Origin of the sequence: Candidatus Steffania adelgidicola (genome assembly GCF_020541225.1) — a bacterium.
Lineage (GTDB): Bacteria > Pseudomonadota > Gammaproteobacteria > Enterobacterales > Enterobacteriaceae > Steffania > Steffania adelgidicola.
This window is the reverse complement of the sequence record NZ_CP045889.1, coordinates 1,345,697-1,369,541: the sequence shown is the minus strand read 5'-3', so window position 1 is coordinate 1,369,541 and position 23,845 is coordinate 1,345,697. Positions and strand designations below refer to the sequence as shown.

The 23,845-nt window shown below is 39.2% G+C and carries 15 protein-coding genes; 2 read left to right on the top strand and 13 right to left on the bottom strand.

Annotated features, from left to right (window positions below):
- Positions 1 to 1,544: 1,544 nt before the first annotated feature.
- A complete protein-coding gene (gene mnmG, locus GFK82_RS03905; protein ID WP_226810914.1) occupies positions 1,545 to 3,464 on the top strand; it encodes a tRNA uridine-5-carboxymethylaminomethyl(34) synthesis enzyme MnmG in 1,920 nt (639 codons plus the stop codon).
- Positions 3,465 to 4,285: 821 nt separating this feature from the next.
- Here the strand turns inward: mnmG and glmS are convergent.
- From glmS to atpB, 10 genes are all read right to left on the bottom strand, one after another.
- Positions 4,286 to 6,121: a glutamine--fructose-6-phosphate transaminase (isomerizing) gene (gene glmS, locus GFK82_RS03900; RefSeq protein WP_226810913.1), complete on the bottom strand. Its 1,836-nt coding sequence runs from the start codon at positions 6,119 to 6,121 to the stop codon at positions 4,286 to 4,288.
- Positions 6,122 to 6,221: 100 nt separating this feature from the next.
- Positions 6,222 to 7,598 (bottom strand): bifunctional UDP-N-acetylglucosamine diphosphorylase/glucosamine-1-phosphate N-acetyltransferase GlmU, encoded by a 1,377-nt coding sequence (gene glmU / locus GFK82_RS03895; protein ID WP_226810912.1) that lies wholly within the window; start codon positions 7,596 to 7,598, stop codon positions 6,222 to 6,224.
- 256 nt (positions 7,599 to 7,854) lie between these two features.
- Positions 7,855 to 8,271: a F0F1 ATP synthase subunit epsilon gene (locus tag GFK82_RS03890; RefSeq protein ID WP_226810911.1), complete on the bottom strand. Its 417-nt coding sequence runs from the start codon at positions 8,269 to 8,271 to the stop codon at positions 7,855 to 7,857.
- 20 nt (positions 8,272 to 8,291) lie between these two features.
- Complete coding sequence (atpD, locus tag GFK82_RS03885; RefSeq protein ID WP_226810910.1) at positions 8,292 to 9,671, bottom strand: F0F1 ATP synthase subunit beta; 1,380 nt, start codon at positions 9,669 to 9,671, stop codon at positions 8,292 to 8,294.
- A 32-nt stretch (positions 9,672 to 9,703) separates the two neighbouring features.
- The gene (gene atpG, locus GFK82_RS03880) at positions 9,704 to 10,567 is read right to left on the bottom strand and encodes a F0F1 ATP synthase subunit gamma (RefSeq protein ID WP_226810909.1); all 864 of its coding nucleotides are present in this window, start codon (positions 10,565 to 10,567) and stop codon (positions 9,704 to 9,706) included.
- A gap of 50 nt (positions 10,568 to 10,617) precedes the next feature.
- A complete protein-coding gene (gene atpA / locus GFK82_RS03875) occupies positions 10,618 to 12,159 on the bottom strand; it encodes a F0F1 ATP synthase subunit alpha (protein WP_226810908.1) in 1,542 nt (513 codons plus the stop codon).
- A gap of 12 nt (positions 12,160 to 12,171) precedes the next feature.
- A complete protein-coding gene (atpH, locus tag GFK82_RS03870; RefSeq protein ID WP_226810907.1) occupies positions 12,172 to 12,705 on the bottom strand; it encodes a F0F1 ATP synthase subunit delta in 534 nt (177 codons plus the stop codon).
- A 14-nt stretch (positions 12,706 to 12,719) separates the two neighbouring features.
- Entirely contained in the window at positions 12,720 to 13,190 is a 471-nt protein-coding gene (atpF, locus tag GFK82_RS03865; protein ID WP_226810906.1) for a F0F1 ATP synthase subunit B, read from the bottom strand.
- A gap of 58 nt (positions 13,191 to 13,248) precedes the next feature.
- Entirely contained in the window at positions 13,249 to 13,488 is a 240-nt protein-coding gene (atpE, locus tag GFK82_RS03860) for a F0F1 ATP synthase subunit C (RefSeq protein ID WP_226810905.1), read from the bottom strand.
- A gap of 47 nt (positions 13,489 to 13,535) precedes the next feature.
- Positions 13,536 to 14,354, bottom strand: a complete 819-nt coding sequence (gene atpB, locus GFK82_RS03855) for a F0F1 ATP synthase subunit A (protein ID WP_226810904.1) — start codon at positions 14,352 to 14,354, stop codon at positions 13,536 to 13,538.
- Positions 14,355 to 16,507: 2,153 nt separating this feature from the next.
- Between atpB and GFK82_RS03850 the strand changes: the two genes are divergently transcribed.
- Positions 16,508 to 17,347: an endonuclease/exonuclease/phosphatase family protein gene (locus GFK82_RS03850; protein ID WP_226810903.1), complete on the top strand. Its 840-nt coding sequence runs from the start codon at positions 16,508 to 16,510 to the stop codon at positions 17,345 to 17,347.
- A gap of 828 nt (positions 17,348 to 18,175) precedes the next feature.
- Here the strand turns inward: GFK82_RS03850 and carB are convergent.
- From carB to dapB, 3 genes are all read right to left on the bottom strand, one after another.
- Complete coding sequence (carB, locus tag GFK82_RS03845) at positions 18,176 to 21,400, bottom strand: carbamoyl-phosphate synthase large subunit (RefSeq protein WP_226810902.1); 3,225 nt, start codon at positions 21,398 to 21,400, stop codon at positions 18,176 to 18,178.
- A 1-nt stretch (position 21,401) separates the two neighbouring features.
- A complete protein-coding gene (gene carA, locus GFK82_RS03840; protein ID WP_226811307.1) occupies positions 21,402 to 22,556 on the bottom strand; it encodes a glutamine-hydrolyzing carbamoyl-phosphate synthase small subunit in 1,155 nt (384 codons plus the stop codon).
- 435 nt (positions 22,557 to 22,991) lie between these two features.
- Positions 22,992 to 23,813: a 4-hydroxy-tetrahydrodipicolinate reductase gene (dapB, locus tag GFK82_RS03835; protein WP_226810901.1), complete on the bottom strand. Its 822-nt coding sequence runs from the start codon at positions 23,811 to 23,813 to the stop codon at positions 22,992 to 22,994.
- Positions 23,814 to 23,845 lie beyond the last annotated feature (32 nt).

Here is a 23,845-nt window from a genome sequence, read left to right as displayed (position 1 = left end):
ACACCATCCCAGCCTAGGATGTCGATATTTTCTAAGTAAAAAGTGTTTATTTTCTATTTTCTGATATTAATTAGTGAATTGAGAGCAATCGTCGCTTTTAAAGCCACTACTGGGTGTTTTTTTTTGTTAAAATAAGTCTAACTGGCCAAGAAATTAGTTTTTTATTAATAATGCTGTTACCTGAAACGTTGATTACATGCTTGACATGCGGGACGTGCAGTCATGATGAATATGATTTAAAAGGTTTATGCACTAAGTGGGTTGTTAGTAGGGATATGAATGTGCATATCCGGGGTGGTTTATCATCAGATCTTTTAGAATAATTGCTATCGCATGCCACTTTGTTATTTTTTGAGTCGGTATGTTGTTTTTTCTCTTGTTATATCCCCTGCGAGGGCGATGGTACTTTATCTCAACATGAGCCGGCATCGCCGGGGGCATTAGTTGGTAGTATATAAAATGTTGAATTAGAAATTTTACTGGTTTGTTTTCTTCCCTGCGAAGGCAGGGATAATAAAATTCAAGACTAATAACGTATACCATGTGAGATGGTATCGTTTTTCTGCAAGTCTAATAGTAATAAACCAACTTAATGATATTAAGTTTTTATTAAAATTGAATCTTTGATTCAACCAACTTATATTATTTATAATAACATTATATTATCATCGATCACTAATTCGGGTCAGTAACTGAAGTTTCATTTACTTAGTGAGTGAGTAAATGCGGTGATATTGTTTATAACTTTGATAGTGATTTCGTTTTATTAGAGAACGTACCAGAAATCCCGTACGTTTTAGTTAGCATTAATTACTAAACTGTTATCGTCTGTAACAATTAGTAGGTAGACAAGTACCTATTATCAGTGAGATGAACACAAACTTCAAAGCATTTCAGAAACGGTGTTTTGGGGATGTGCGAAATAGATTTCGCGTTGTTTTTAAATAATGTAGAGTTGTTGATATAAACCAACTCATGTTCTTTTAGAAAATTATTTAGATTCCAATCTAATCATATAAATTAATTTTAATCTTTTATTTGTAGATACTTAATGATTGTACCAAATCTAATTTCAGGGTTAAAGAATTTAATTCTTTAACCCTCTCGCAGAATAACCATGTTACACCAGATGTCATTTCGTAAGATATAAAAGATTAATGCATGTATAGAATACATGATAATTACATGGTGTAATGTTATATTTAAATTAACCAACACTTGATAATGTTCTAGTCATTATTTAATACAGCATTTTTAATCTTACGTTATCCTGTGGATAAACAGGATAGAAGCTTTTCTTCTTATACCCGAGAAAGTCACTGATAATTCACAGGATTAGAAAATGTATACTACATTGTATCTAAACATTAAAAACAACTTATCCACAGAAAAGCAAGATCGTAATAATAGATGTTATAAAAGATCTTAGAAAAAGATCTTTACTTTAATGCCCTCTGTTTCTGCGCTTGTATCTCACTAAAACAAGCGTAGAATGCTTTTTCCCGGACTACTTGATGATCCTTCGTTTTTATCTGAGGTATTTTATGTTTTACCCTGATCATTTTGACGTTATTATTATTGGTGGCGGGCATGCGGGTACAGAAGCTGCAATGACTTCAGCACGGATGGGATGCAAAACGCTACTTTTGACACATAACATTGAAACGCTTGGGCAAATGTCTTGTAATCCGGCGATTGGTGGTATAGGTAAGGGACATTTAGTAAAGGAAATAGATGCTATGGGTGGGTTAATGGCGAAGGCTATTGATCAGGCAGGTATTCAATTTAGAATACTAAATGCAAGTAAAGGTCCAGCAGTCCGCGCTACTCGTGCACAGGCAGATCGAGTGCTTTACCGGCAGGTAGTATATAGAGCTCTAGCTAACCAACCTAATCTAATAATCTTTCAGCAGGCAGTGGAAAATTTAATTCTAAATGGTGATTGTATTATTGGTGTTATTACAAAAATGGGCGTAAAATTCCACGCTCGTACCATTGTGTTAACGGTTGGTACTTTTTTAGACGGTCAGATTCATATCGGCATGGATCATTACAGCGGCGGTAGAGCGGGCGATCCAGCTTCAGTTTCTCTATCCCGTCATTTACGTGAGTTGCGATTTCGCGTGAATCGACTAAAAACTGGAACTCCACCCCGACTTGATGTGCGTAGCATTAATTTCTCACAGTTGACACCACAGCATGGAGACAATCCACTTCCAGTTTTTTCATTTCTTGGATCACCGGACAGCCATCCTTCTCAGATCCCGTGTTATATTACCCATACTAACAATCGAACCCATGAGATTATCCGTCGCAATCTAGATCGTAGTCCGATATATTCAGGTACCATTGAAAGTATTGGACCACGTTATTGTCCTTCTATTGAAGATAAGGTCATGCGTTTTCTTGATCGGGATACTCATCAGATTTTTCTAGAACCAGAGGGGTTGACTAGTAATGAAATTTATCCAAATGGAATCTCAACTAGCCTACCCTTCGATGTACAAATTAAAATTGTTCATTCTATAAAAGGATTAGAGAATGCGCGTATTGTTCGACCAGGTTATGCGATTGAATATGATTTTTTTGATCCACGTGATCTGAAATTAACCTTAGAGAGCAAACTAATCGGAAGGTTATTTTTGGCTGGTCAAATTAACGGCACCACCGGTTATGAAGAGGCGGCTGCTCAAGGTATGCTTGCTGGACTGAATGCAGCGCGATTGGCAATAGGTAAAGATGGGTGGACACCACGTCGTGACCAGGCTTATTTAGGTGTTTTAGTCGATGATTTATGCACGCGAGGCACCAAGGAACCTTATCGAATGTTTACATCACGTTCTGAATATCGTCTATTATTACGGGAAGATAACGCGGATCTTCGTTTAACGGAAATAGGTCGAAGATTGGGAATGGTCGATGATATCCGATGGGCACATTTTTGTACTAAGCGGGAGTTAATTGAGTGTGAGCGTCAGCGTTTGCGTCAGATTTGGGTAAATCCTGAAACTAAGGGTATTAAGGAGCTGAATTCGCAACTTAATTCGCCGTTGGTACATGAAGTAAATGGTGAAGAACTTTTGCGTCGTCCAGAAATGAGTTATGTGAAACTAACTCGCTTGGATCAATTTAGGCCAGCACTCACTAACAACCAAGCAGCAACTCAGGTTGAGATTCAAATAAAATACCAAGGGTATATTGCTCGTCAACAGCTAGAGCGTGCATACCAGATACGTAATGAACATATTTTACTTCCTGCGTCTATGGATTTTAATGCTGTATCAGGTTTGTCTAATGAAGTTATTACCACCCTGAATGATCATAAACCAAACTCTATCGGTCAGGCTTCAAGAATTTCGGGTGTTACGCCGGCTGCCATTTCTATTTTATTAGTATGGTTGAAAAAAGAAGGACTGTTTTTCCCTTTATCTAAATGTGACAGAGAAAAGCAATCGTTATTGTGATTTAGATTTTCAAAAGAACATCTAACCTAGCTCATCAGGCACATGATCTTTTAGTATGTTCATGTTTGATGTTGTTTTTTTATCGAGGTGATTATTCTTAAGGCTAAATTAACGGGTACTTTATAAATAAGTGTTTTTATTATAAACTTAAAGAATACGGAATAAAACTCTAACGTTTCGGAACGACATAGAATAAAAAAATGATTTTATGCTGCATTTCCTATGTTTATGATAAATTAGTAAGAAGATATTTTTTTGAAGCAGCGGTGTAATCATACATTATTATGCTACATAACTTTTATTTAATCAGTTTAATGTAGATTGTTTTTTTTGAATTACGAAGTTTTTATATGATGAAAATTTGGGGTATAAAGTGTCCAAATCATATATAGACAGCTATATGTATAGATACAGAAGATACATTAATGATAAATTTTTTAACAAAATTGAGGTATTGGTCCGGTCTTGGTTGTGTAACCATAGGTTATAACTAATCGCAGTTTGTTATGGCAAATTTATAACAAAGCATTGTTTTAATGTATTTAATATATCTAAAATAATTTAATTTAAGTATATCAAATAAGATATAAAAGATTTCCGATTTTATGTTTGTAACAATTAAGATATATCAAATAAAATGTCTATGAGAGATACAAGTAATTTTACAAGATTTATTGTGAATAAGATAAATGGCGCGTCTATTTTCCTAAAAATATTAGAAGGAATCCTGCTTCTTAAATAAGAATAGAATTATTTAATAGGAAAAAGTATGTATATTACTATGTAACATAGTAGTAAGAAGTAACAAATATCCGCGTAGATTACTCTACTGTAACTGACTTGGCTAGATTACGCGGTTGATCGACGTTAGTTCCTTTGATTAGGGCAATATGATAGGCTAGTAGTTGCATTGGGATAGTATAAAAAATAGGAGCGAGAATTTGTTCTATTGGCGGTAAAGAAATAATTTGCATATTTTTACTTGGTTTAAAACCAGTATTTTTCTCCGCGAAAATATAGAGTAATCCTCTACGGGCTCGTACTTCTTCAATATTGGATTTTAACTTTCCCAGTAATTCATTATTGGGTGCAATGACAATGACTGGGATAGCCACATCTATCAGTGCCATCGCTCCATGTTTTAGTTCTCCTGCAGCATAAGCTTCGGCATGGATATAAGAAATTTCCTTTAGCTTTAAAGCGCCTTCCATCGCGATAGGATAAAGAATGCCCCGACCTAGAAATAGTGCATGCTGTTTATTAGAGAAGCCTTTGGCTAGTATTTGAATACGCTTATTAAGCGATAACAGTTGTTCAATTCGATTTGGAAGCCCCTGTAGAGCGTGGACGATATCTTCTTCCTCTTTTTTATCCATTCGACGTAGGCGAGCGAGATGCACCACGAGTATTAGTAGTACCGTTAATTGAGTTGTGAATGCTTTGGTAGAAGCTACACCGATTTCTGTGCCGGCGTGGGTCATTATCACCATGTCTGACTCACGAACTAGTGAAGAGCTAGCGACATTACAAATAGCAAGTGAACTAAGATATCCAAGAGTTTTACTCAACCGAAGTGCCGCCAAAGTATCAGCGGTTTCGCCAGACTGAGATAGGGTAATTAGTAAACTACCCGCGCGTACTGCAGGTTTTCTATAACGAAATTCGGAAGCAATTTCCACATCACAAGGAATATCAGCGAGCGATTCAAACCAATAGCGGGAAACTATTCCGGCGTGGTAGGATGTCCCGCAGGCAATAATCTGAACATGTTGAATTTGGTTTAATAAGGCATGAGAAGTATGATTATTCAATTCCGCGAGTGTCACCTGTCCAAATTTAAAACGTCTGGATAAAGTATTTTTAATTGCTTCCGGTTGCTCATAAATCTCTTTTTGCATATAGTGTTGGTATAACCCTTTACCATCGGCGTTATATTGTATCTGGGATTGAATTTCCGGCCTTTCTACGCTGGTACCTGTTTTATTCCATACTTGAATTGTATGAGGAGTGATTTCTGTAATATCCCCTTCTTCAAGGAAGATAAATTGACGTGTCACGGGAAGTAACGCTAGTTGATCGGAAGCCAGAAAATTCTCACCGACACCGCGACCAATTAGAAGTGGACTTCCGGAACGTGCGGCTACAAGTACGTTCGGTTCAAGGGTATTCATAATAACCGTACCATAACTACCTTGAAGCGCACTAATTACTCGTTGCATGATCTTAACTAGTGTCCCTCCTTTCTGGCTTTGTTCCCAATGTGCCAAATGTGCAATTACTTCGGTATCAGTTTCGGTAAGGAACAAATAACCATGTTTCCGCAGTTGTTCTCGTAGTGATTCATGATTTTCGATAATACCGTTATGGACGACAACAATATTTCCAGAAATATGGGGATGCGCATTGTTTTCCGTTGGCTCGCCGTGAGTCGCCCAGCGAGTATGGGCTATACCGGTAACGCCGAACACAGGATACGCTTGGGTGGCTTCGGTTAGGGCACTAACTTTTCCCACTCGTCGTAGACGTTGAAAATGTCCATCGTTATCCAATAGAGCTAGGCCGGCAGAATCATATCCACGATACTCAAGACGACGTAAGCCGTCCAACAGTATTTCAGCAATGTTACGCCGTGAAACGGCGCCTACTACTCCACACATTTTAGTTATTCCTTATTGAAGGATGGCTATTAGCTTTATAAGCTTAAATAAAATTTAAGTGGTTCATTAGGAAAACGGCATATTGGTCATAGTTGATTCTTTATTTTTTTTTGGGGGGTCGTGTCCAATTAGCAATGGGAAATTGAGGTATTCGACTGATGATCATTTCTCCGTCGTTAACATCGTGTGTTATGGTTGTCCCGGCGCCGATAGAGGCGCCATGCCCGATAGTTACTGGTGCTACTAATTGAGTATCGGAACCAATAAATACATCATCGCCGATGTGTGTCTGATGTTTTTTAGCCCCATCGTAATTACAAGTGATCGTGCCGGCGCCGATATTAACCTTTTTACCAATCTCAGCGTCTCCAAGATAGCTGAGATGGCCGACCTTAGAATCCTTACCAAGGTGGGTCTGTTTTATCTCAACAAAATTACCTACATGCACACCTTGTTCAATCTTATTACCTGGACGAAGGCGGGAAAATGGGCCTAAGGTGCTATATGCCGATATATGACTATCTTCGATAATGGTATAAGCATTGATAACTACATCATCACCGATAATCACGTTTTTTAAGATACAACCAGTACCAATCATCACACGATTACCAAGTGTTACTACTCCTTCAATAATAACATTGGTGTCAATAAAAACATCCTGTCCATGGTGAAGTTCACCGCGAAGATCGAAACGGTTTAGATCGGACAGCATTACTCCTGCTAATAGGAGACGCTCCGCCTGCTCTCTTTGATAAACTCGCTCCAATTGTGCAAGTTGGAGTCGGTTATTAACGCCTATAACTTCGCTTGGTTGATCAGGTTCTAGCGCATTAATTTTATGGCCTGATTTTTTGGCTATAGCAATAATATCAGTAAGATAAAATTCGCCTAGAGTGTTATGATTAGTTAACTGAGACAGCCAGCATTGTATATCACTGGCCTTGGCGGTTAGAATACCAGTGTTGATTTCTTTTATTTTTTTCTGTTCGTCATTAGCGTCTTTCTGCTCAATGATACTACTCACCTCACCGTTGGTACGTATGATACGACCATATCCCTCTGGATTCTCCAGCTTCACCGTTAATAGAGCAATCCCATCTTTCGGTTTTGCAGCTAACAAACGTTGTAGTGTCTTGGGAGAAATAAGGGGGACATCGCCGTAGAGGATAAGGACATCTTCCTCTTTGTGAAAACTAGGTAGCGTTTGTTGCACAGCATGCCCGGTACCTCGTTGTGTAGCTTGTAGTACCCAGTTCAAGGGTGTCTTTTGTTGGGCAAGTTTTTCTTGAAGTAATTTTCCACCATGACCGTAGACTAAATGTATGCGAACTCTACCAAGCTGTATAGCGGTATTAATGACATATTCTATCATGGCCTTACCGCCAAGAGGATGCAAGACTTTTGGCAAGGTGGAAAACATACGACTTCCTTTTCCGGCAGCAAGGATAACTACGCTTAATGTTCGATTCGACATTACTATTTTGTTGAACCTTATTTATCAAATAATAGTAAAAACATATTCTTGAGTATCTTCATAAGAAATGTTTTATAGGGAGGCATAAACGCCATTTCGCTAATATTATTAGATAGTTGGAAAGGAAAATGGCAATACGACTAGCATCTTGTAGAGAAAATTTTAGATTATGCCTGTAGGCAGGCAACGATCTACCAATCTAATTTAAAAGTCTAGTCATGAAGAACTGCATGATTTTGTAATTAATAGAAAATATCTATTTTCTTATTAGTTTAATAACCCGTAGTTTTGCAAGCGCTTGAGATAACTCAGCTGCCGCGTGGACGTAATCAATATCACTGTGGGCATTATACATCCGTTCTTCAATTCTACGTTTAGAGGCTATTGCTCTCGCTTCATCCAGATCTTCACCACGAATAGCCGTATCAGCTAGTACGGTAACAGTACTAGGCTGTATTTCAAGCACACCACCAGATAAGTAGACATACTCTTCATGGTCATCTTGTTTTACAATGCGCACCAAACCTGGTTTAATAGTAGTGAGTAATGCTACATGGCCAGGAAAAATCCCAAGTTCGCCTTCGCTACCTGTGACCTGAATTTTTTTAACCAGTCCAGAAAAAATTTTTTTTTCAAGGCTAACCACATCTAAATGGTAAGTTCTTTTAGCCATATTGTTCTCCCTGTAAGGTGTTACAGTGGTTTATTTTTTACGACTTCATCGATAGAACCTACCATGTAGAACATATGTTCCGGGAGATGATCGTACTCTCCATCCATGATGGCTTTAAAGCCACGAATGGTTTCTTTCAGCGGTACATATTTACCTGGTGAGCCAGTGAACACTTCTGCTACAAAGAATGGTTGAGATAGAAAGCGCTGGATTTTACGAGAACGAGAAACTATTAGTTTATCGTCTTCGCATAGTTCGTCTATCCCCAGAATGGCAATAATATCTTTTAATTCCTGATAGCGCTGAAGAATAGACTGCACTCTTCGGGCTACATTGTAATGGTCTTGGCCTACTATAAGGGGATCTAGCTGACGGCTTGTGGAGTCAAGTGGGTCAATAGCTGGGTAAATACCTAAGGAGGAAATATGACGACTTAAAACTACAGTCGCATCAAGATGGGCAAAGGTAGTGGCTGGTGACGGATCAGTCAAGTCATCGGCGGGAACATAAACAGCTTGTATAGAGGTTATAGAGCCCATTTTGGTAGATGTGATACGTTCTTGTAATATACCCATTTCTTCCGCTAAAGTTGGTTGGTAACCAACCGCAGATGGCATCCGGCCAAGCAGCGCTGAAACTTCAGTCCCGGCGAGGGTATAACGATAGATATTGTCAATAAATAGCAGAACATCACGTCCTTCATCACGAAATTTCTCTGCTATAGTTAAGCCAGTTAATGCTACGCGTAGACGATTTCCTGGTGGTTCATTCATCTGACCATATACAAGCGATACCTTATTGATAACGTTAGACTCTATCATTTCATTATAGAAGTCGTTACCTTCACGAGTGCGTTCACCTACACCAGCAAACACGGAATAACCGGAGTGTTCAATGGCTATATTGCGGATAAGTTCCATCATATTTACGGTTTTTCCTACACCGGCGCCGCCGAATAAGCCAACTTTTCCGCCCTTAGCGAACGGACATATGAGATCAATAACCTTAATTCCAGTTTCTAGAAGTTTTTGAGAACTAGTTAATTCTTCATAAGTTGGTGGCGCACGGTGAATAGACCAACGCTGTTCCTCATTAATATCACCTTTCAGGTCGATAGGTTCACCTAAAACATTCATAATGCGACCCAGCGTTGCTTTACCTACCGGAACTTCAATTGCGCGTTCAAGATCTGTGACTTGCAAACCGCGTCGTAGACCATCGGTAGAGCCCATGGCAATGCAGCGAACTAGGCCGCCGCCCAGCTGTTGTTCTACTTCAAGTATTAGTTTCTTGGCGCCGTTTTCTACTTCGAGCGCATTGTATATTTTAGGTACAGTATTTTGCGGGAACTCGACGTCAACCACTGCACCGATTACCTGGATAATATTTCCAGTAGCCATCTTCAATCCTCTACGTAATTCGTAATCTTAGTTTAAACTGCAGCGGCTCCTGAGACGATTTCTGTAAGTTCTTGAGTGATGCTGCTCTGCCGAGCTTTATTATAAATAAGTTGCAGTTCTTTTATCAGACTACCGGCATTATCCGTTGCAGCCTTCATTGCTACCATACGAGCAGCTTGTTCGCTGGCCAGGTTTTCAATAACACCATGATAAACTTGTGATTCTACATAACGATGCAGTAAAGTGTCTAGCAGCGTTTTGGGATCGGGTTCATATAAGTAATCCCAGTTTTTTTTATCCATATCTGATTCCACCACTTCTGGTAAAGGTAGAATTTGTAGAATCTTCGGAATTTGTGACATAGTATTTACGAATTTATTACTAATAAGATAAAGTTTATCTAAGCGCCCTTCATCATATGCCTGAAGCATCACTGTGATTGGCCCGATCAAGTCAGAGAGTAGGGGGTTGTCTCCCAGACCTGTAACTTGGGTGATTATCTTGCTCCCTATGGAGTGGAAGAAAGACACTGCTTTAGATCCAATAAGCGCTAGTTCAATGTCTATACCTTTTTCGTGCCACTTTTTCATATCTACTAAGAGTTTTTTAAAGAGATTGATGTTCAAACTTCCTGCTAAACCACGATCAGTTGCTACTACTAGATAACCTACATGTCTAACATTACGTTTATTTAAATAAGGATGTCTGTATTCCAGATTACCTACTGAAATGTGGCTAATCATTTTTCGCATCATTTCTGCGTAAGGATTACTAGACTCCATGCGTTCCTGAGTTTTACGCATTTTTGAGGCGGCGACCATTTCCATCGCTTTTGTGATCTTTTGCGTGTTTTGGACGCTTGTAATCTTCCTATGGATCTCTTTTTCGCCAGACATTTCGCCATCCCCTTATTGCGTTATACCCTGCAGAAGCAGGTTATAGCGTATTACCATAATTGGGTTGCTTTAAAAGCATCGAGCATACATTTTAATTTCTCTTCAATGTCTTTGTTATAATTACCAGTTTTGTTGATTTTTTGCATTACTTCATTCTCTTCGCGATTTGCGTAAGATATTAGCGCCGCTTCAAAGTCAATGATTTTTTCTAGCGCGATATCTTGTAAATAATTATTTTCGGCTGCAAATAGCATCAGTGCTTGTTGAGCAACGGACATTGGTGAATATTGTTTCTGTTTTAGTAGTTCGGTTAGTTTTTGACCGTAAATGAGGTGCTTACGGGTAGTATCATCTAGATCAGATGCGAACTGAGAAAAGGCGGCTAGTTCACGATACTGAGCTAGCGCGGTACGGATACCGCCAGATAGTTTTTTCATGATCTTACTCTGGGCGGCACCGCCTACCCGAGAAACGGAAATGCCCGGGTTTACAGCAGGTCGGACATTGGCATTAAACAGGTTGGATTCTAAGAATATCTGACCGTCTGTGATAGAGATCACATTAGTTGGAACAAAGGCGGACACGTCACCTGCCTGAGTTTCGATGATGGGAAGAGCAGTTAAGGAACCGGTTTGACCCATCACTTCGCCTTTTGTGAAATTCTTGACGTACTCTGCATTAACGCGTGAGGCGCGCTCCAGTAAACGGGAATGTAAGTAGAATATATCGCCGGGATAAGCTTCACGTCCAGGAGGGCGACGGAGAAGTAGGGATATCTGACGATAGGCTACGGCTTGTTTAGAAAGATCATCGTAAATGATCAGTGCGTCTTCACCTCGATCGCGAAAGTATTCACCCATAGCGCAACCGGCATACGGGGCCATATATTGTAGTGCAGCCGATTCGGATGCGTTTGCAATCACTACAATTGTATTAGTGAGTGCATCGTGTTCTTCTAATTTACTTACTACACTAGCGACAGTAGACGCTTTCTGTCCGATAGCAACGTAAATACATTTAATGCCACTAGCTCGTTGATTAATAATTGTGTCGATCGCTAGTGCTGATTTTCCAGTTTGACGATCTCCTATAATGAGCTCACGTTGGCCACGACCGATGGGCACCATAGAATCTACGGATTTATAACCGGTCTGTAGGGGTTCATCAACTGACTGACGTTCGATAACGCTAGGTGCACTAGCTTCAACTGCGGAGAAGGCGTCGTGCTGGATCGGTCCTTTACCATCGATAGGTACACCCAAAGTATTCAGCACACGCCCTAGCAGGCCACGGCCGACTGGTACCTCAAGAATACGGCCTGTGCACTTGATTTTCATACCTTCGGTTAGATCTTGATACGGTCCCATGACTACAGCACTGACGGAGTCGCGTTCCAGATTTAAAGCAATAGCAAAACGGTTATTGGGTAGTGCGATCATTTCACCTAGCATAACTTCAGATAAGCCATGCACACGGATAATACCGTCGCTAACAGAAACAATGGTACCCTCATTATGAGCGTTACTGACTATGTTAAACTGAGCAATGCGCTGCTTGATCAGTTCGCTGATTTCAATGGAATTCAGTTGCATGCTCCAGTTTCCTTAAGAGTTTAAGACGACTGCGAGTCGCTCCAGACGACTCTGTATACTGCCATCTATCACCATATCGCCAGCACGAATAATAATACCGGCTATGATAGTTGTATCAATTTCACAAGTCAGTGTAACTTTGCGTGATAGTTGTTTCTCCATCGCTGTGCTGATTTTTGCTAGTTGTTCTGCTGTTAATCTTTGAGCGGAAACAATTTTGATCTCTATAGTAGATTTTTTTTCTCTTTCAAGAAGAAGAAACTGCTCTAAGACATTAGGCAGAATCGCTAATCGCTTATTTTCCGCCATTACTCGAATCAGATTTTGGCCGAAAGTATCCAGTTGCTTACCACAGACTGCGATAAACGTTTCTGCCATTTTCTCAGGTGAAACGGCGCCTGAAAACATATCAGTGATCTGCTTATTTCGGCTGACCTCGGCAGAAAACACCAGCATTGATTCCCAGTGTTTTATCTTGTTCTGTTCTACAGCAAAGTTAAAAGCTGCTTTAGCGTAAGGACGAGTTATAGTTATTAGTTTAGACATCAACTTCTCTTTCTTTACAGTTTAGCAATGATTTTATCAATAATATCTCTATGAGTAACTTCGTCGACAGAACGTTCAATAATTTTTTTCGCACCTGTCAAAACTAATTGTGCAATATGTTTACGTAATTCTTCACGGGTGCGTTGGCGTTCCGCATCAATTTCTGCTTTCGCTTTCGTTAGGATTTTATTACGTTCTATCTCTGCTTCAGCTTTAGCTTCATCAATCACTTGTGCTTTATGCTTATTAGCTTGTTCAATGATAATTTGAGCGTCTGTTTTTGCTTTTTTTAGGTGATTGATTGCTTCAGCTTTAGCGCTATTAAGATATTTTTTAGCGCTTTTTGTTGCAGCTAAACTATCAGCGATCTCTTTCTGACGGTTTTCAATAACGGCTATTAACCCCGGCCATACATGCTTCATACAGAACAGAACAAACAGGATAAATGCAATCGTTTGTCCAAGCATTGTTGCGTTAAGATTCACAGGAGCATGCCTCTTTGTAAAGTTAACGGTTCGATATTAGTTGGTTGGATGTTTAATGTTACGTTACGGCGAACATTACGTATAGGCCCAGGCCTACAGCGATCATGGGGATAGCATCAACTAGACCCATAACGATAAAGAATTGTGTGCGCAGTAGAGGAATAAGTTCCGGCTGCCGCGCAGCACCTTCTAAAAATTTACCACCTAGAATGCCGATACCGATCGCGGCACCGATTGCCGCAAGACCCATCATCACACCGGCAGCCATGTACAGCAATTCTATATTTAAATTTTCCATGACATTCTCCAGTTTTTTAGTTAAACGTAGTATTAAAATAAATAGAATTAATGTTCTTCAGATGCCATGGCGAGATAAACAATCGTTAAGACCATGAAGATAAAAGCTTGTAGTGTAATAATCAGGATATGAAAAATAGCCCAAGGCACATGGAGAATCCATTGAGACCACCATGGTAAGAGACTAGTAATCAGAATAAAGATTAATTCACCCGCATAGATATTCCCAAACAACCGCAGGCCAAGAGAAACTGGCTTGGATAGGAGACTAACACCTTCAAGAATTAGATTAATGGGAATAAAAAATGGGTGATTAAATGGCTGTAAGGTGAGTTCTTTGATGAGGCCTTTTATTCCTTTCGTTTTTATACTGTAGTAAAGTATAAGAATGAAGACACCTACTGCCATCGACATTGTGATATTAACATCAGCGGAGGGCACGACTCGGAGCTCGGATAGACCTAGTAAGTGCTGACTGATATAGGGTAAGTAATCAATAGGAAACAAATCCATTAGGTTCATTAGGAAAACCCAGACGAAAATAGTTAGTGACAGTGGGGCGATAAGTTTACTTTTACCGTGGAATATGTCTCGAACGTTACTATCGATAAAGCTGATTACGAGCTCAACGAAGGTCTGCATTTTTCCAGGCACGCCATTAGTTGCATTTTTAGCAATGTTATCAAATATTTTCAGGAAAATCATGCCTAACAGTATTGAGAAGAATATGGAATCTATGTTCAACACCCAAAACGAGGTTATTGAGTGGGGATGTACTAATTCTAATGTACGAAGGTCTAGTTGAAGATGGTGCAGATGGTGACCTATATATTCCTCTTGAGTAGAGATGTCTCCTGATGCAGACATGATGCTTTTTACCCTTTAATGTATTAATTGTGAATTGTATCCAATGCTCATATCTTCTTAATTGGCATCGATAAATAGTTTATTTTCAATAAAATAAGTATAGGCTAACATCTCTTTGTCGCGATAGATGTAGTTATTAGAGATTTAAAAGCGTCAAAATCACTAGGTACATGGTACCTTTCTAACGATTTTACCGTTATATAAGGAGAGAAGATTCTATGAGTATTCTCTAGTAACCGGATGAACTCTGACTGAATCTGTATGAAACTGTCTTTCCTTCGCTCTGTCAAGCAAAGCAATGAAAAAATTAAACGTTATATAGCTCATCATGATACATACAAGGAGCACTAAAGATTCATACTTACTTACCAGAATGCAGTTTTCACTTTCCCGAAGAAAGTGGGGTATGATAACACGTAAAACTTAGTTCTGAAGAAGATTTATTGATTAGACCGACTTACTCTCGAAAGAATTGTATTTTTTTTTGAAATTTAGGTTTGGTGGTCTGTCTATTGCCAATAGATAGACAGTAATCTATGATAATAGGGCCTTGATCCAAATAATATCTATCCATTAAGGATATACGATACTAATATGGTGTGAATCTGAAGCATTTTACTACCATCAACATGGTAGTTGTATAGAACTAGTGCTAGTATGTTGGTTTTATTGTGTGATCAGATAAAATATCCATTTAGTTTTCAGTATATGGTCTAGATTAAGACCAGAATGGATATAATTTGGTCGAGATTGTTTTTTGTGGTTTATTGATGTTTTATTGGACGTTGAGAGAGCGAATATATATGCAATGACTCTATTAGATATCTAGTGTTCATGATAGATATTGAATTAATAATCTTGTATCTCTTTTAATAAAAAATCTGTCTTAATATTAGAAGATGTGATCAAGAATTATTATCTATTGTGTTTAAGTTCTTTAATTTTTCGAGAAAACCATTTGTTTTTTTGGAAAACATTATAATATAGATAATAAGAATTTTGTTCTTGATAGACACCACTTTCGATAATTTAGGCATTCTTGGTGTTTTTATGAAAAATCCGAGATTTATTGATAATGATTGATTGTTTATATCTGAATTGTTCTATCCTGACTTATCTATGTTCAGGTTTGAGTCTCGATTATTGTAGGTATGAATTATAGACGTGTTGTAGAATGATGCAGAAATCACCATGTAATCGTAATCACAAGTTAGATAACCTATATATTTATATGCATCACCTTATGTCAATAAAGACTCATATTTAATATCACTATTTTCATAGGTGTGGAATTAGTAATTCGATGAATTTGCATTCATCGTATCAATGTACCATAGCGATAAAATTACAATGTTTTAAAACATATTAAAGTGTGGATGAGCTATAGCTATTTAGAATGCTAAGAAATGTATAAATTATTTTTTTACCGATAAGAAGAGGGTGGCTATAGCGAAATATGCACGTCTTTGCCATTGTAGATAGGATTGATATAGCATTTCTTTTTGATTTCACGGTCATATCCGACAGCAATATTATGTACTTGAGAAATATTATGTTGTCATGTGAAATAAAAATTCATGGGAACTATTTTTATAGTGGTAAAATTTAGAATATATAGTGTACAGACATATTTTGCTAGAAGAGTTTTTCTTCATGCCTATGAAATAGGGAAAAATACCCTTCTAAAATTCTTTAGAAAAAGAAAGCATCATGTTTTCTGTTTGATTACGAGGAGACGCCTAATCACATTAGGATACGAAAAAATCAATAAAGAGATATTTTTTGTTTTGCACTAACATGTTCAGGTTAGAAAATAGGCTATGGCCTGCCTCATAATGCTATAAGGTCCATCAATACTAGTACCTTTGTTACTAGTGTTGATAAAGGTATCAAGCCGTTTTCTATCATCTTCCAGTTTTTTTTCCGGAGATTATCGTCTCCGATACATTGCTTTACATCCCTTATCTTCGATAGAAATTTTTATGATATAATGTTTGTCTTAGAGTAGATCTCTAACTCTTCCCTTATGTTAAGGGAACTCGATTGATGATGTATGATAAGAACATGATCTTCAGGTGTTTGTAGAATGAAAGAAAGAAGATCTAGTAAAAATTATCACGGTTTTATAAAACTGAGTTGAATAGGCAATAATCGTGCCAAAAAAAACATATGCCATCAGGTATGTTGCAGGCCAGCCAGTTGAGCGTATTTTTCCACCGCTTCTCTCTGACTACATATCTCAAGCGCAGATATTCAGAGAACCTTTACCAGATTCTCGTATTTTACGGGTAATGGTATGGAATATCTATAAACAGCAACTTGCTAATTGGCTATCAGTGCTTCAGGGATTTGGTAAAAATACTCAATTACTTCTCTTACAGGAAGCGCAAAGCACACCTGAACTAATTCGATTCGCTACTTCTCATTATCTGGCCGTGGACCAGGTGCCTGCATTGATTTTTCCTCAACATCCGTCAGGTGTGATGACTCTATCTGCCGCTCATCCAGTTTATTGCTATCCCTTACGTGAACGCGAGCCGTTGTTAAGATTAGCTAAGTCAGCACTAGTGACTGTCTATCCTATTTGCAATAATCAGTTGCTAATGGTGGTTAATATCCATGCAGTAAATTTTAGTCTAGGTATTGATGTGTACAGTAAACAGCTAGATACCATTGGTAAGCAGATCCGTAATCATATAGGTCCGGTTGTAATGGGAGGAGATTTTAATGCCTGGAGTCGACAGCGTATACTAGCGCTATACCGGTTCGCGGAACAAATGAAGCTTAGGGAGGTGAGCTTTATTGATGATCAGCGTAAACGCAGATTTGGACGACCATTGGATTTCGTCTTTTATCGTGAAATGAATGTATGTAAAGCCTCAGTGCTAGTTACTGAAGCTTCAGATCATAATCCTTTGCTAGTTGAGTTTCACCCAGTCTCGTCTCTCACGTGGTCATCAAGGGAGTCAAAAATTATCGGGATAAAGAAATAATTTGGATTATATTGATTGGGAACGAATTTTTTCAATACATATTACTTATGAGATATAAATTATTTAAGAGCAGTGTAGTATTTAGGTGAGGAAGTGGTTTGTGTCTATTGAGCTATGCTATATGACATCCATGGACTGAATTGTTTATAAATAATAAAGATGTCATGCTGTTTCTGATTATGGTTATATTTTCTATCTTTTATATGGAACATTTCTATTTATTCAGGATAGTTGTCATGTTGACTTAAAAAACATTTCCTATGTATATATAAAATAAGGTATAAAGTGGTTAAGTGTATTTAGAATTAAAGAGAAATCACTTATGATTTCAGCATTGTGCGGTTGAAAATTGTTAACTATATCTAAATATAAATGGGATTTATAGCCAAAATATATGAGATTGGGTTAATAATACAGTTGGGGTTTTAATAAATATTTTTAAAGACGTTAATGTTATAAACACTTGGTGAATTATGTAATTTATTATATAATTCAAAATGATATATTAAAAACGAGTTTTTCTCAGATTTTCATCTAGTGATTTATAAAAAATAATATGCAAAATATAGAATTTAAATCGGTGTTTCGATATTAATCGAATTTTATAAAACCAACAATATTTAAAATCTGAGTCATGATAATGAGACTTTTAAAAGTTTATTTTTTGACAATTATACACTGTTAGTGACGATTTAATTATTTCGCATACTAAAAAACTAATATTCTTTTTCAGAAATAAAGTTTTTTATATTTAAAACAAATCAAACTAATTGTACATAGTACAGGTTATAATTTCAAATATTGTTATAACGAAATTTTATAGCAGGGTTATGAACTGATTTGTGCATGCATTTCTTGCAGGGACATAACTTGAGCGGTGGCATCAGCGTTAAGAGACATTACGGTAGCAAACCCTCCGTTTATTGTTGTGTCGTACTGTACTTTGTACTGTAAAGCGCTTCGCCGGATCAGTTTGGAATCTTCAATCGCTTGACGTCCAGCGGTGGTATTAACAATATAGCTATATTCGCCATTTTTTATTCTGTCTTGAATATGTGGTCTCCCCTCATGAACTTTATTCACCAAACGCGGATTGATACCGGCTTCACCTAATATAACTGCTGTACCATGGGTTGCGTCTAGCTCAAAACCGTGTGTAATGAGTTTCTCAGCTAACGCTACTACTCGATCTTTGTCTTCTGTGCGCACTGAGAGGAGCGCACGACCATTTTTTTTCATGTTGGATTGGCTACCGAGCATAGCTTTGGCAAATGCTTCGGCAAATGTCCGTCCTACTCCCATCACCTCTCCGGTGGAGCGCATTTCCGGTCCTAGGATCGGGTCTACGCCTGAGAACTTATTAAACGGTAATACCACCTCTTTTACCGAGTAGTAAGGTGGGATAACTTCATTTGTTATTCCCTGTTCTAGTAGGGATTTACCAACCATCACCCGAGCGGCTATTTTTGCGAGTGGTACACCAGTAGCTTTTGACACAAAAGGTACTGTTCGCGCCGCTCGTGGGTTAACTTCAATTAGGTATACTTCATTATTTTTCACTGCAAATTGAACGTTCATCAATCCCTTAACCTTTAACTCCAATGCTAATCTTTTTACCTGTTGGCGCATGATATCCTGAATTTCTCGGCTTAAGGTATAGGCCGGTAACGAACAAGCTGAATCGCCCGAATGTACTCCAGCCTGTTCAATGTGCTCCATAATTCCTCCGATTAGAACGTTTTTACCATCACAAACCGCATCTATATCTACTTCTATTGCATCATTCAGGAAGCGATCAAGTAGTACGGGTGCATCGTTTGAAACACTAATCGCACTATAGAAGTAGCGAAGTAGATCCGAGTCGTTGTATACGATTTCCATCGCTCTTCCGCCTAGTACATAAGAAGGGCGAACCACGAGTGGATAACCGATTGTCGCGGCTTTTTCCACTGCTAGATCAATACTAGTAAGTGTGGTATTAGCAGGTTGTTTGAACCCCAAATATTTAACGGTCTGCTGGAATCGTCCTCTGTCTTCAGCTCGGTCAATGGAGTCAGGGCTAGTACCTATTATGGGTACACCAGCGGCTTCCAGCTCACGAGCTAGCTTTAGTGGTGTTTGACCACCGTACTGTATAATAACCCCTTTTGGTTTTTCAATGCGCACAATTTCTAATACGTCTTCCAATGTCACTGGCTCAAAGTAGAGACGATCTGCGGTATCATAATCGGTTGAAACTGTTTCAGGATTACAGTTAACCATAATAGTTTCATAACCGTCTTCTCGGAGTGCCATCGCAGCATGTACACAGCAGTAGTCGAATTCGATCCCCTGGCCTATCCGATTCGGCCCCCCGCCTAGTACAATGATTTTTTCACGTTCCTGATTAGGTTGAGATTCACACTCTTCATCATAGGTTGAGTACATATAAGCGGTATCGGTAGAAAATTCAGCAGCGCAGGTATCGACTCGTTTATATACAGGATGTAAGTTGTAGCATGCTCGCAATTTTCGAATATCGCCTTCCAACACACCAACCAAGGTCGCTAGGCGAGCATCGGCAAAGCCTTTTCGTTTTAGCTGCCGTAGATAACTGGGATTAAGGGCGTTGATACCACGTTTAGCCACGTCATTTTCCAGCTGAATTAACTCTTCAATTTGCACTAAGAACCAGCGGTCGATGTTAGTTAAATCGAATATGCTGTTGACCGACATGCCAGCACGAAACGCATCGGCTACATACCAGATACGCTCTCCGCCGGGGTTTTTTAGCTCGCGTCTCAGAGTGGTTAAAGCTTCAGGATCGTTTAGATTGATTTTAGGATCAAAACCATTAGCACCTACTTCTAACCCACGCAGTGCTTTTTGAATCGATTCTTGCTGGGTACGCGCGATAGCCATTACTTCACCTACTGATTTCATCTGAGTCGTAAGGCGATCATTAGTGCCGGGGAATTTTTCGAAATTAAATCGCGGGATTTTTGTTACCACATAATCGATGGAGGGTTCGAAAGATGCTGGTGTCCGATTCCCCGTAATGTCGTTCATAAGTTCATCAAGAACATATCCGACTGCGAGTTTGGCTGCCACTTTAGCGATAGGGAAACCAGTCGCTTTAGACGCTAATGCAGAAGATCGCGAAACACGTGGATTCATTTCAATAACGATCAGTCGACCAGTGGTTGAATTCACAGAAAATTGCACATTTGAGCCGCCAGTTTCTACACCGATTTCACGCACTACTGCCATCGAGGCATTACGCATAATTTGATATTCTTTATCAGTTAGAGTCTGCGCCGGCGCAACAGTTATAGAATCGCCGGTGTGAATGCCCATCGGATCGATATTTTCAATAGAACAAACGATAATGCAGTTATCTTTTCTATCGCGGATGACCTCCATTTCATATTCTTTCCAGCCGATTAGTGATTCATCAATGAGTAGCTCTCTAGTAGGAGACAGATCTAGACCGCGTTCGCAAATTTCTTCAAACTCTTCGCGGTTATACGCAATCCCCCCACCTGTACCACCCATGGTGAATGAAGGGCGAATAATACAGGGGAAACCAATATCGGCTACAACTGTGAGTGCTTCGGACATGGTATGGGCAACATTAGATCGGGCAGTTTCTAATCCAATTTTTTTCATTGCTTTATCGAAGCGTTGGCGATCCTCCGCCTTGTCGATGGCGTCAGCCGTGGCACCAATCATCTCTACACTAAATTCTTTTAATACACCTTCACATTCCAGTTTTAGTGCACAGTTTAACGCCGTCTGGCCACCCATAGTTGGCAACAGTGCATCTGGTCGTTCTTTTTCAATGATTTTACGTACCACTTTCCAATGGATGGGTTCGATATAAGTCGCATCGGCTATGTCGGGATCGGTCATGATAGTGGCAGGGTTAGAATTTACTAAAATTACACGATAGCCTTCTTCGCGTAGGGCTTTGCACGCTTGCGTACCAGAATAGTCAAATTCACATGCTTGACCAATAATGATAGGACCAGCGCCCAGGATTAAGATACTTTTTAAGTCGGTGCGTTTTGGCATCTCAGGCTCCTGATGCGTTAGTCTGTAAACGATAAGTGTCCATTAGTTCAATGAAATGTTCGAACAATGGGAAGGCATCCTGTGGACCAGGGCTAGCTTCGGGGTGCCCTTGGAAGCTAAACGCTGCTTTATCAATGCGACGGAGTCCCTGTACTGTGCCGTCGAACAGTGAAATATGAGTTACCTGAAGTGTGTCAGGTAGTGTGTGCTGATCTACAGAAAAGCTGTGATTTTGGGCAGTTATGATCACCCGGTCAGATTCTAAATCTTTTACTGGATGATTACTACCGTGATGACCAAACTTCATTTTTATTGTTTTGGCACCGCTAGCAAGTGCTAAGAGTTGATGCCCTAAACAAATTCCAAATAAGGGAATATCGGTGCTAAGGAAGGTCTGTATTGAGCTAATTGCGTACTCACAGGGAGCAGGATCGCCTGGGCCGTTGCCTAGGAAGATCCCATCAGGATGCATTGCCAGGACCGTCTCTGCGGGAGTTTGTGCTGGTACAACTGTTAGCCGACATCCAGAATCCACCAGTGCACGCATTATATTTCGTTTAATCCCATAATCATACGCTACAACATGATAAGGCAAGTTGCTTATCTCCGCGGAGAATTCTTCGGTTAAGGTGCCCCTCCCTTGTGTCCACTTATACTGTTTAGTAGTGGTTACTTCTTTTACTAAATCAATGTTGTTTAGACCGGGGAAAGCACGAGCTTTTCGCAGGGCTAACTGAGAATCTGGGATTGCTCCAGCAATGATACAACCGTTTTGCGTTCCTTTTTCGCGCAGCAATCGTGTTAGTTTACGTGTATCAATATCAGCGATGCCAACAATATTTTCTCGTTTAAGATAATCCGATAGCGACAGGGTATTGCGAAAGTTACTGGCGATTTGTGGGAGATCTCGGATCACGAGTGCCTGCGCTTGTATGCAAGATGATTCGTTATCTAATTGATTAGTTCCAGTATTTCCGATATGGGGGTAAGTAAGAACGACAATTTGACGAAAATAGGAGGGATCAGTAAGGATTTCTTGATAACCAGTGATTGAGGTATTGAAAACTACTTCCCCTACTGCTATTCCATTTCCGCCAATGGAACGACCGCGGAATTGGGTTCCGTCTGCTAGAACCAAGATCGCTGATTTTATCAAAACACTCTCCAAAGAATATGCAGTCATGATGTTTTTTCATATTGATTGATTTATTTAAAATAAATCAATCAATATGAAAAAACATTAGCAATCTAGCATTTTGGTGATTTGCCCGAATTTTAAAGATGAACGCGTATTTTGTCCACCTTTAAAGGGGGTTTCTGAATTTCTTTTACTAATTCATAGAAAAAATAGTATGAGGGAGTTTAAAAGAACAGAAAATATACTGAAAATCCAGATGTTCAGTATTGCATACGTTATAACTACTAAGCAGTGAGTACATGTGTCCTGTAAACGAAAAATTCTACATATTTTGTGGTATCTGCCCCCTAGTGAATTCGGACATGATGAGTCTGAGGAAAATAACTAAAATATTCTTATAAAAGTGATTAAAATTAATTAGTTAAATAGATTTGCATGTTCAGAAAAAGAATTCTATAATGTATCGAGATTCAGGACATTAATCATATCGAAAAGACCTTTTTGTTGCTTAGATAACCAGAGAGCAGCGCAAACTGCCCCCCTAGCAAAAGTCATCCTACTTGATGCTTTATGAGTGATTTCTAATCTCTCACCGATTTCGGCGAACATCACAGTATGCTCACCAACAATATCACCAGCTCGTACTGTGCTAAAACCAATGCTTTGTTCTTTACGCTCGCCGCTATCTCCTATGCGACTATAAACTGCATAGTGCGCAAGATCGCGCCCGAGAGTGTCGGCAATGACTTTTCCCATAGCTAGCGCAGTACCAGAAGGCGCATCCACTTTATGGCGGTGATGTGTTTCGATAATTTCGATATCAGCGTTATTCCCTATGACCTTTGATGTTTTTTCTAGTAATTTGAGCATAAGATTAACGCCAACGCTAAAGTTGGCAGCGAAGACAATGCCAGTTTTCTTCGCCGCTTTTCGGATGATCTCCTTCTGCTCATCGCTAAAACCTGTAGTGCCGATAACTATACCTTTATGATAACGCTGACAAAAATCAAGATACATCAGGCTGACGGTAGGGCGAGTAAAATCGATGAGGATATCAAAATCATCTTTTACTTTATGGAGATCACTGTTGAGCGTTATCTTGAGAGGCGTGATATGAGTTAGTGGAGTAGCATCTATATCACTTAATGTCGAATTATCACGGCTTAACATGACAGTCAGTATTGCTTTTGTAGAGTGTCTTACTGCATGGATCAGTTGGCGCCCCATACGGCCCCCCGGGCCGGAAATTGCAATTCGGATGGGTATGTTATTCATAGTGCTTATGACTCTCTTAGTTTATTAGTCAT

Bases quoted from the DNA above. Each gene is read 5' to 3' on its own strand.
- mnmG (WP_226810914.1), top strand. From the start codon at position 1,545: ATGTTTTACCCTGATCATTTTGACGTTATTATTATTGGTGGCGGGCAT.
- glmS (WP_226810913.1), bottom strand. From the start codon at position 6,121: ATGTGTGGAGTAGTAGGCGCCGTTTCACGGCGTAACATTGCTGAAATA.
- glmU (WP_226810912.1), bottom strand. From the start codon at position 7,598: ATGTCGAATCGAACATTAAGCGTAGTTATCCTTGCTGCCGGAAAAGGA.
- GFK82_RS03890 (WP_226810911.1), bottom strand. From the start codon at position 8,271: ATGGCTAAAAGAACTTACCATTTAGATGTGGTTAGCCTTGAAAAAAAA.
- atpD (WP_226810910.1), bottom strand. From the start codon at position 9,671: ATGGCTACTGGAAATATTATCCAGGTAATCGGTGCAGTGGTTGACGTC.
- atpG (WP_226810909.1), bottom strand. From the start codon at position 10,567: ATGTCTGGCGAAAAAGAGATCCATAGGAAGATTACAAGCGTCCAAAAC.
- atpA (WP_226810908.1), bottom strand. From the start codon at position 12,159: ATGCAACTGAATTCCATTGAAATCAGCGAACTGATCAAGCAGCGCATT.
- atpH (WP_226810907.1), bottom strand. From the start codon at position 12,705: ATGTCTAAACTAATAACTATAACTCGTCCTTACGCTAAAGCAGCTTTT.
- atpE (WP_226810905.1), bottom strand. From the start codon at position 13,488: ATGGAAAATTTAAATATAGAATTGCTGTACATGGCTGCCGGTGTGATG.
- atpB (WP_226810904.1), bottom strand. From the start codon at position 14,354: ATGTCTGCATCAGGAGACATCTCTACTCAAGAGGAATATATAGGTCAC.
- carB (WP_226810902.1), bottom strand. From the start codon at position 21,400: ATGCCAAAACGCACCGACTTAAAAAGTATCTTAATCCTGGGCGCTGGT.
- dapB (WP_226810901.1), bottom strand. From the start codon at position 23,813: ATGAATAACATACCCATCCGAATTGCAATTTCCGGCCCGGGGGGCCGT.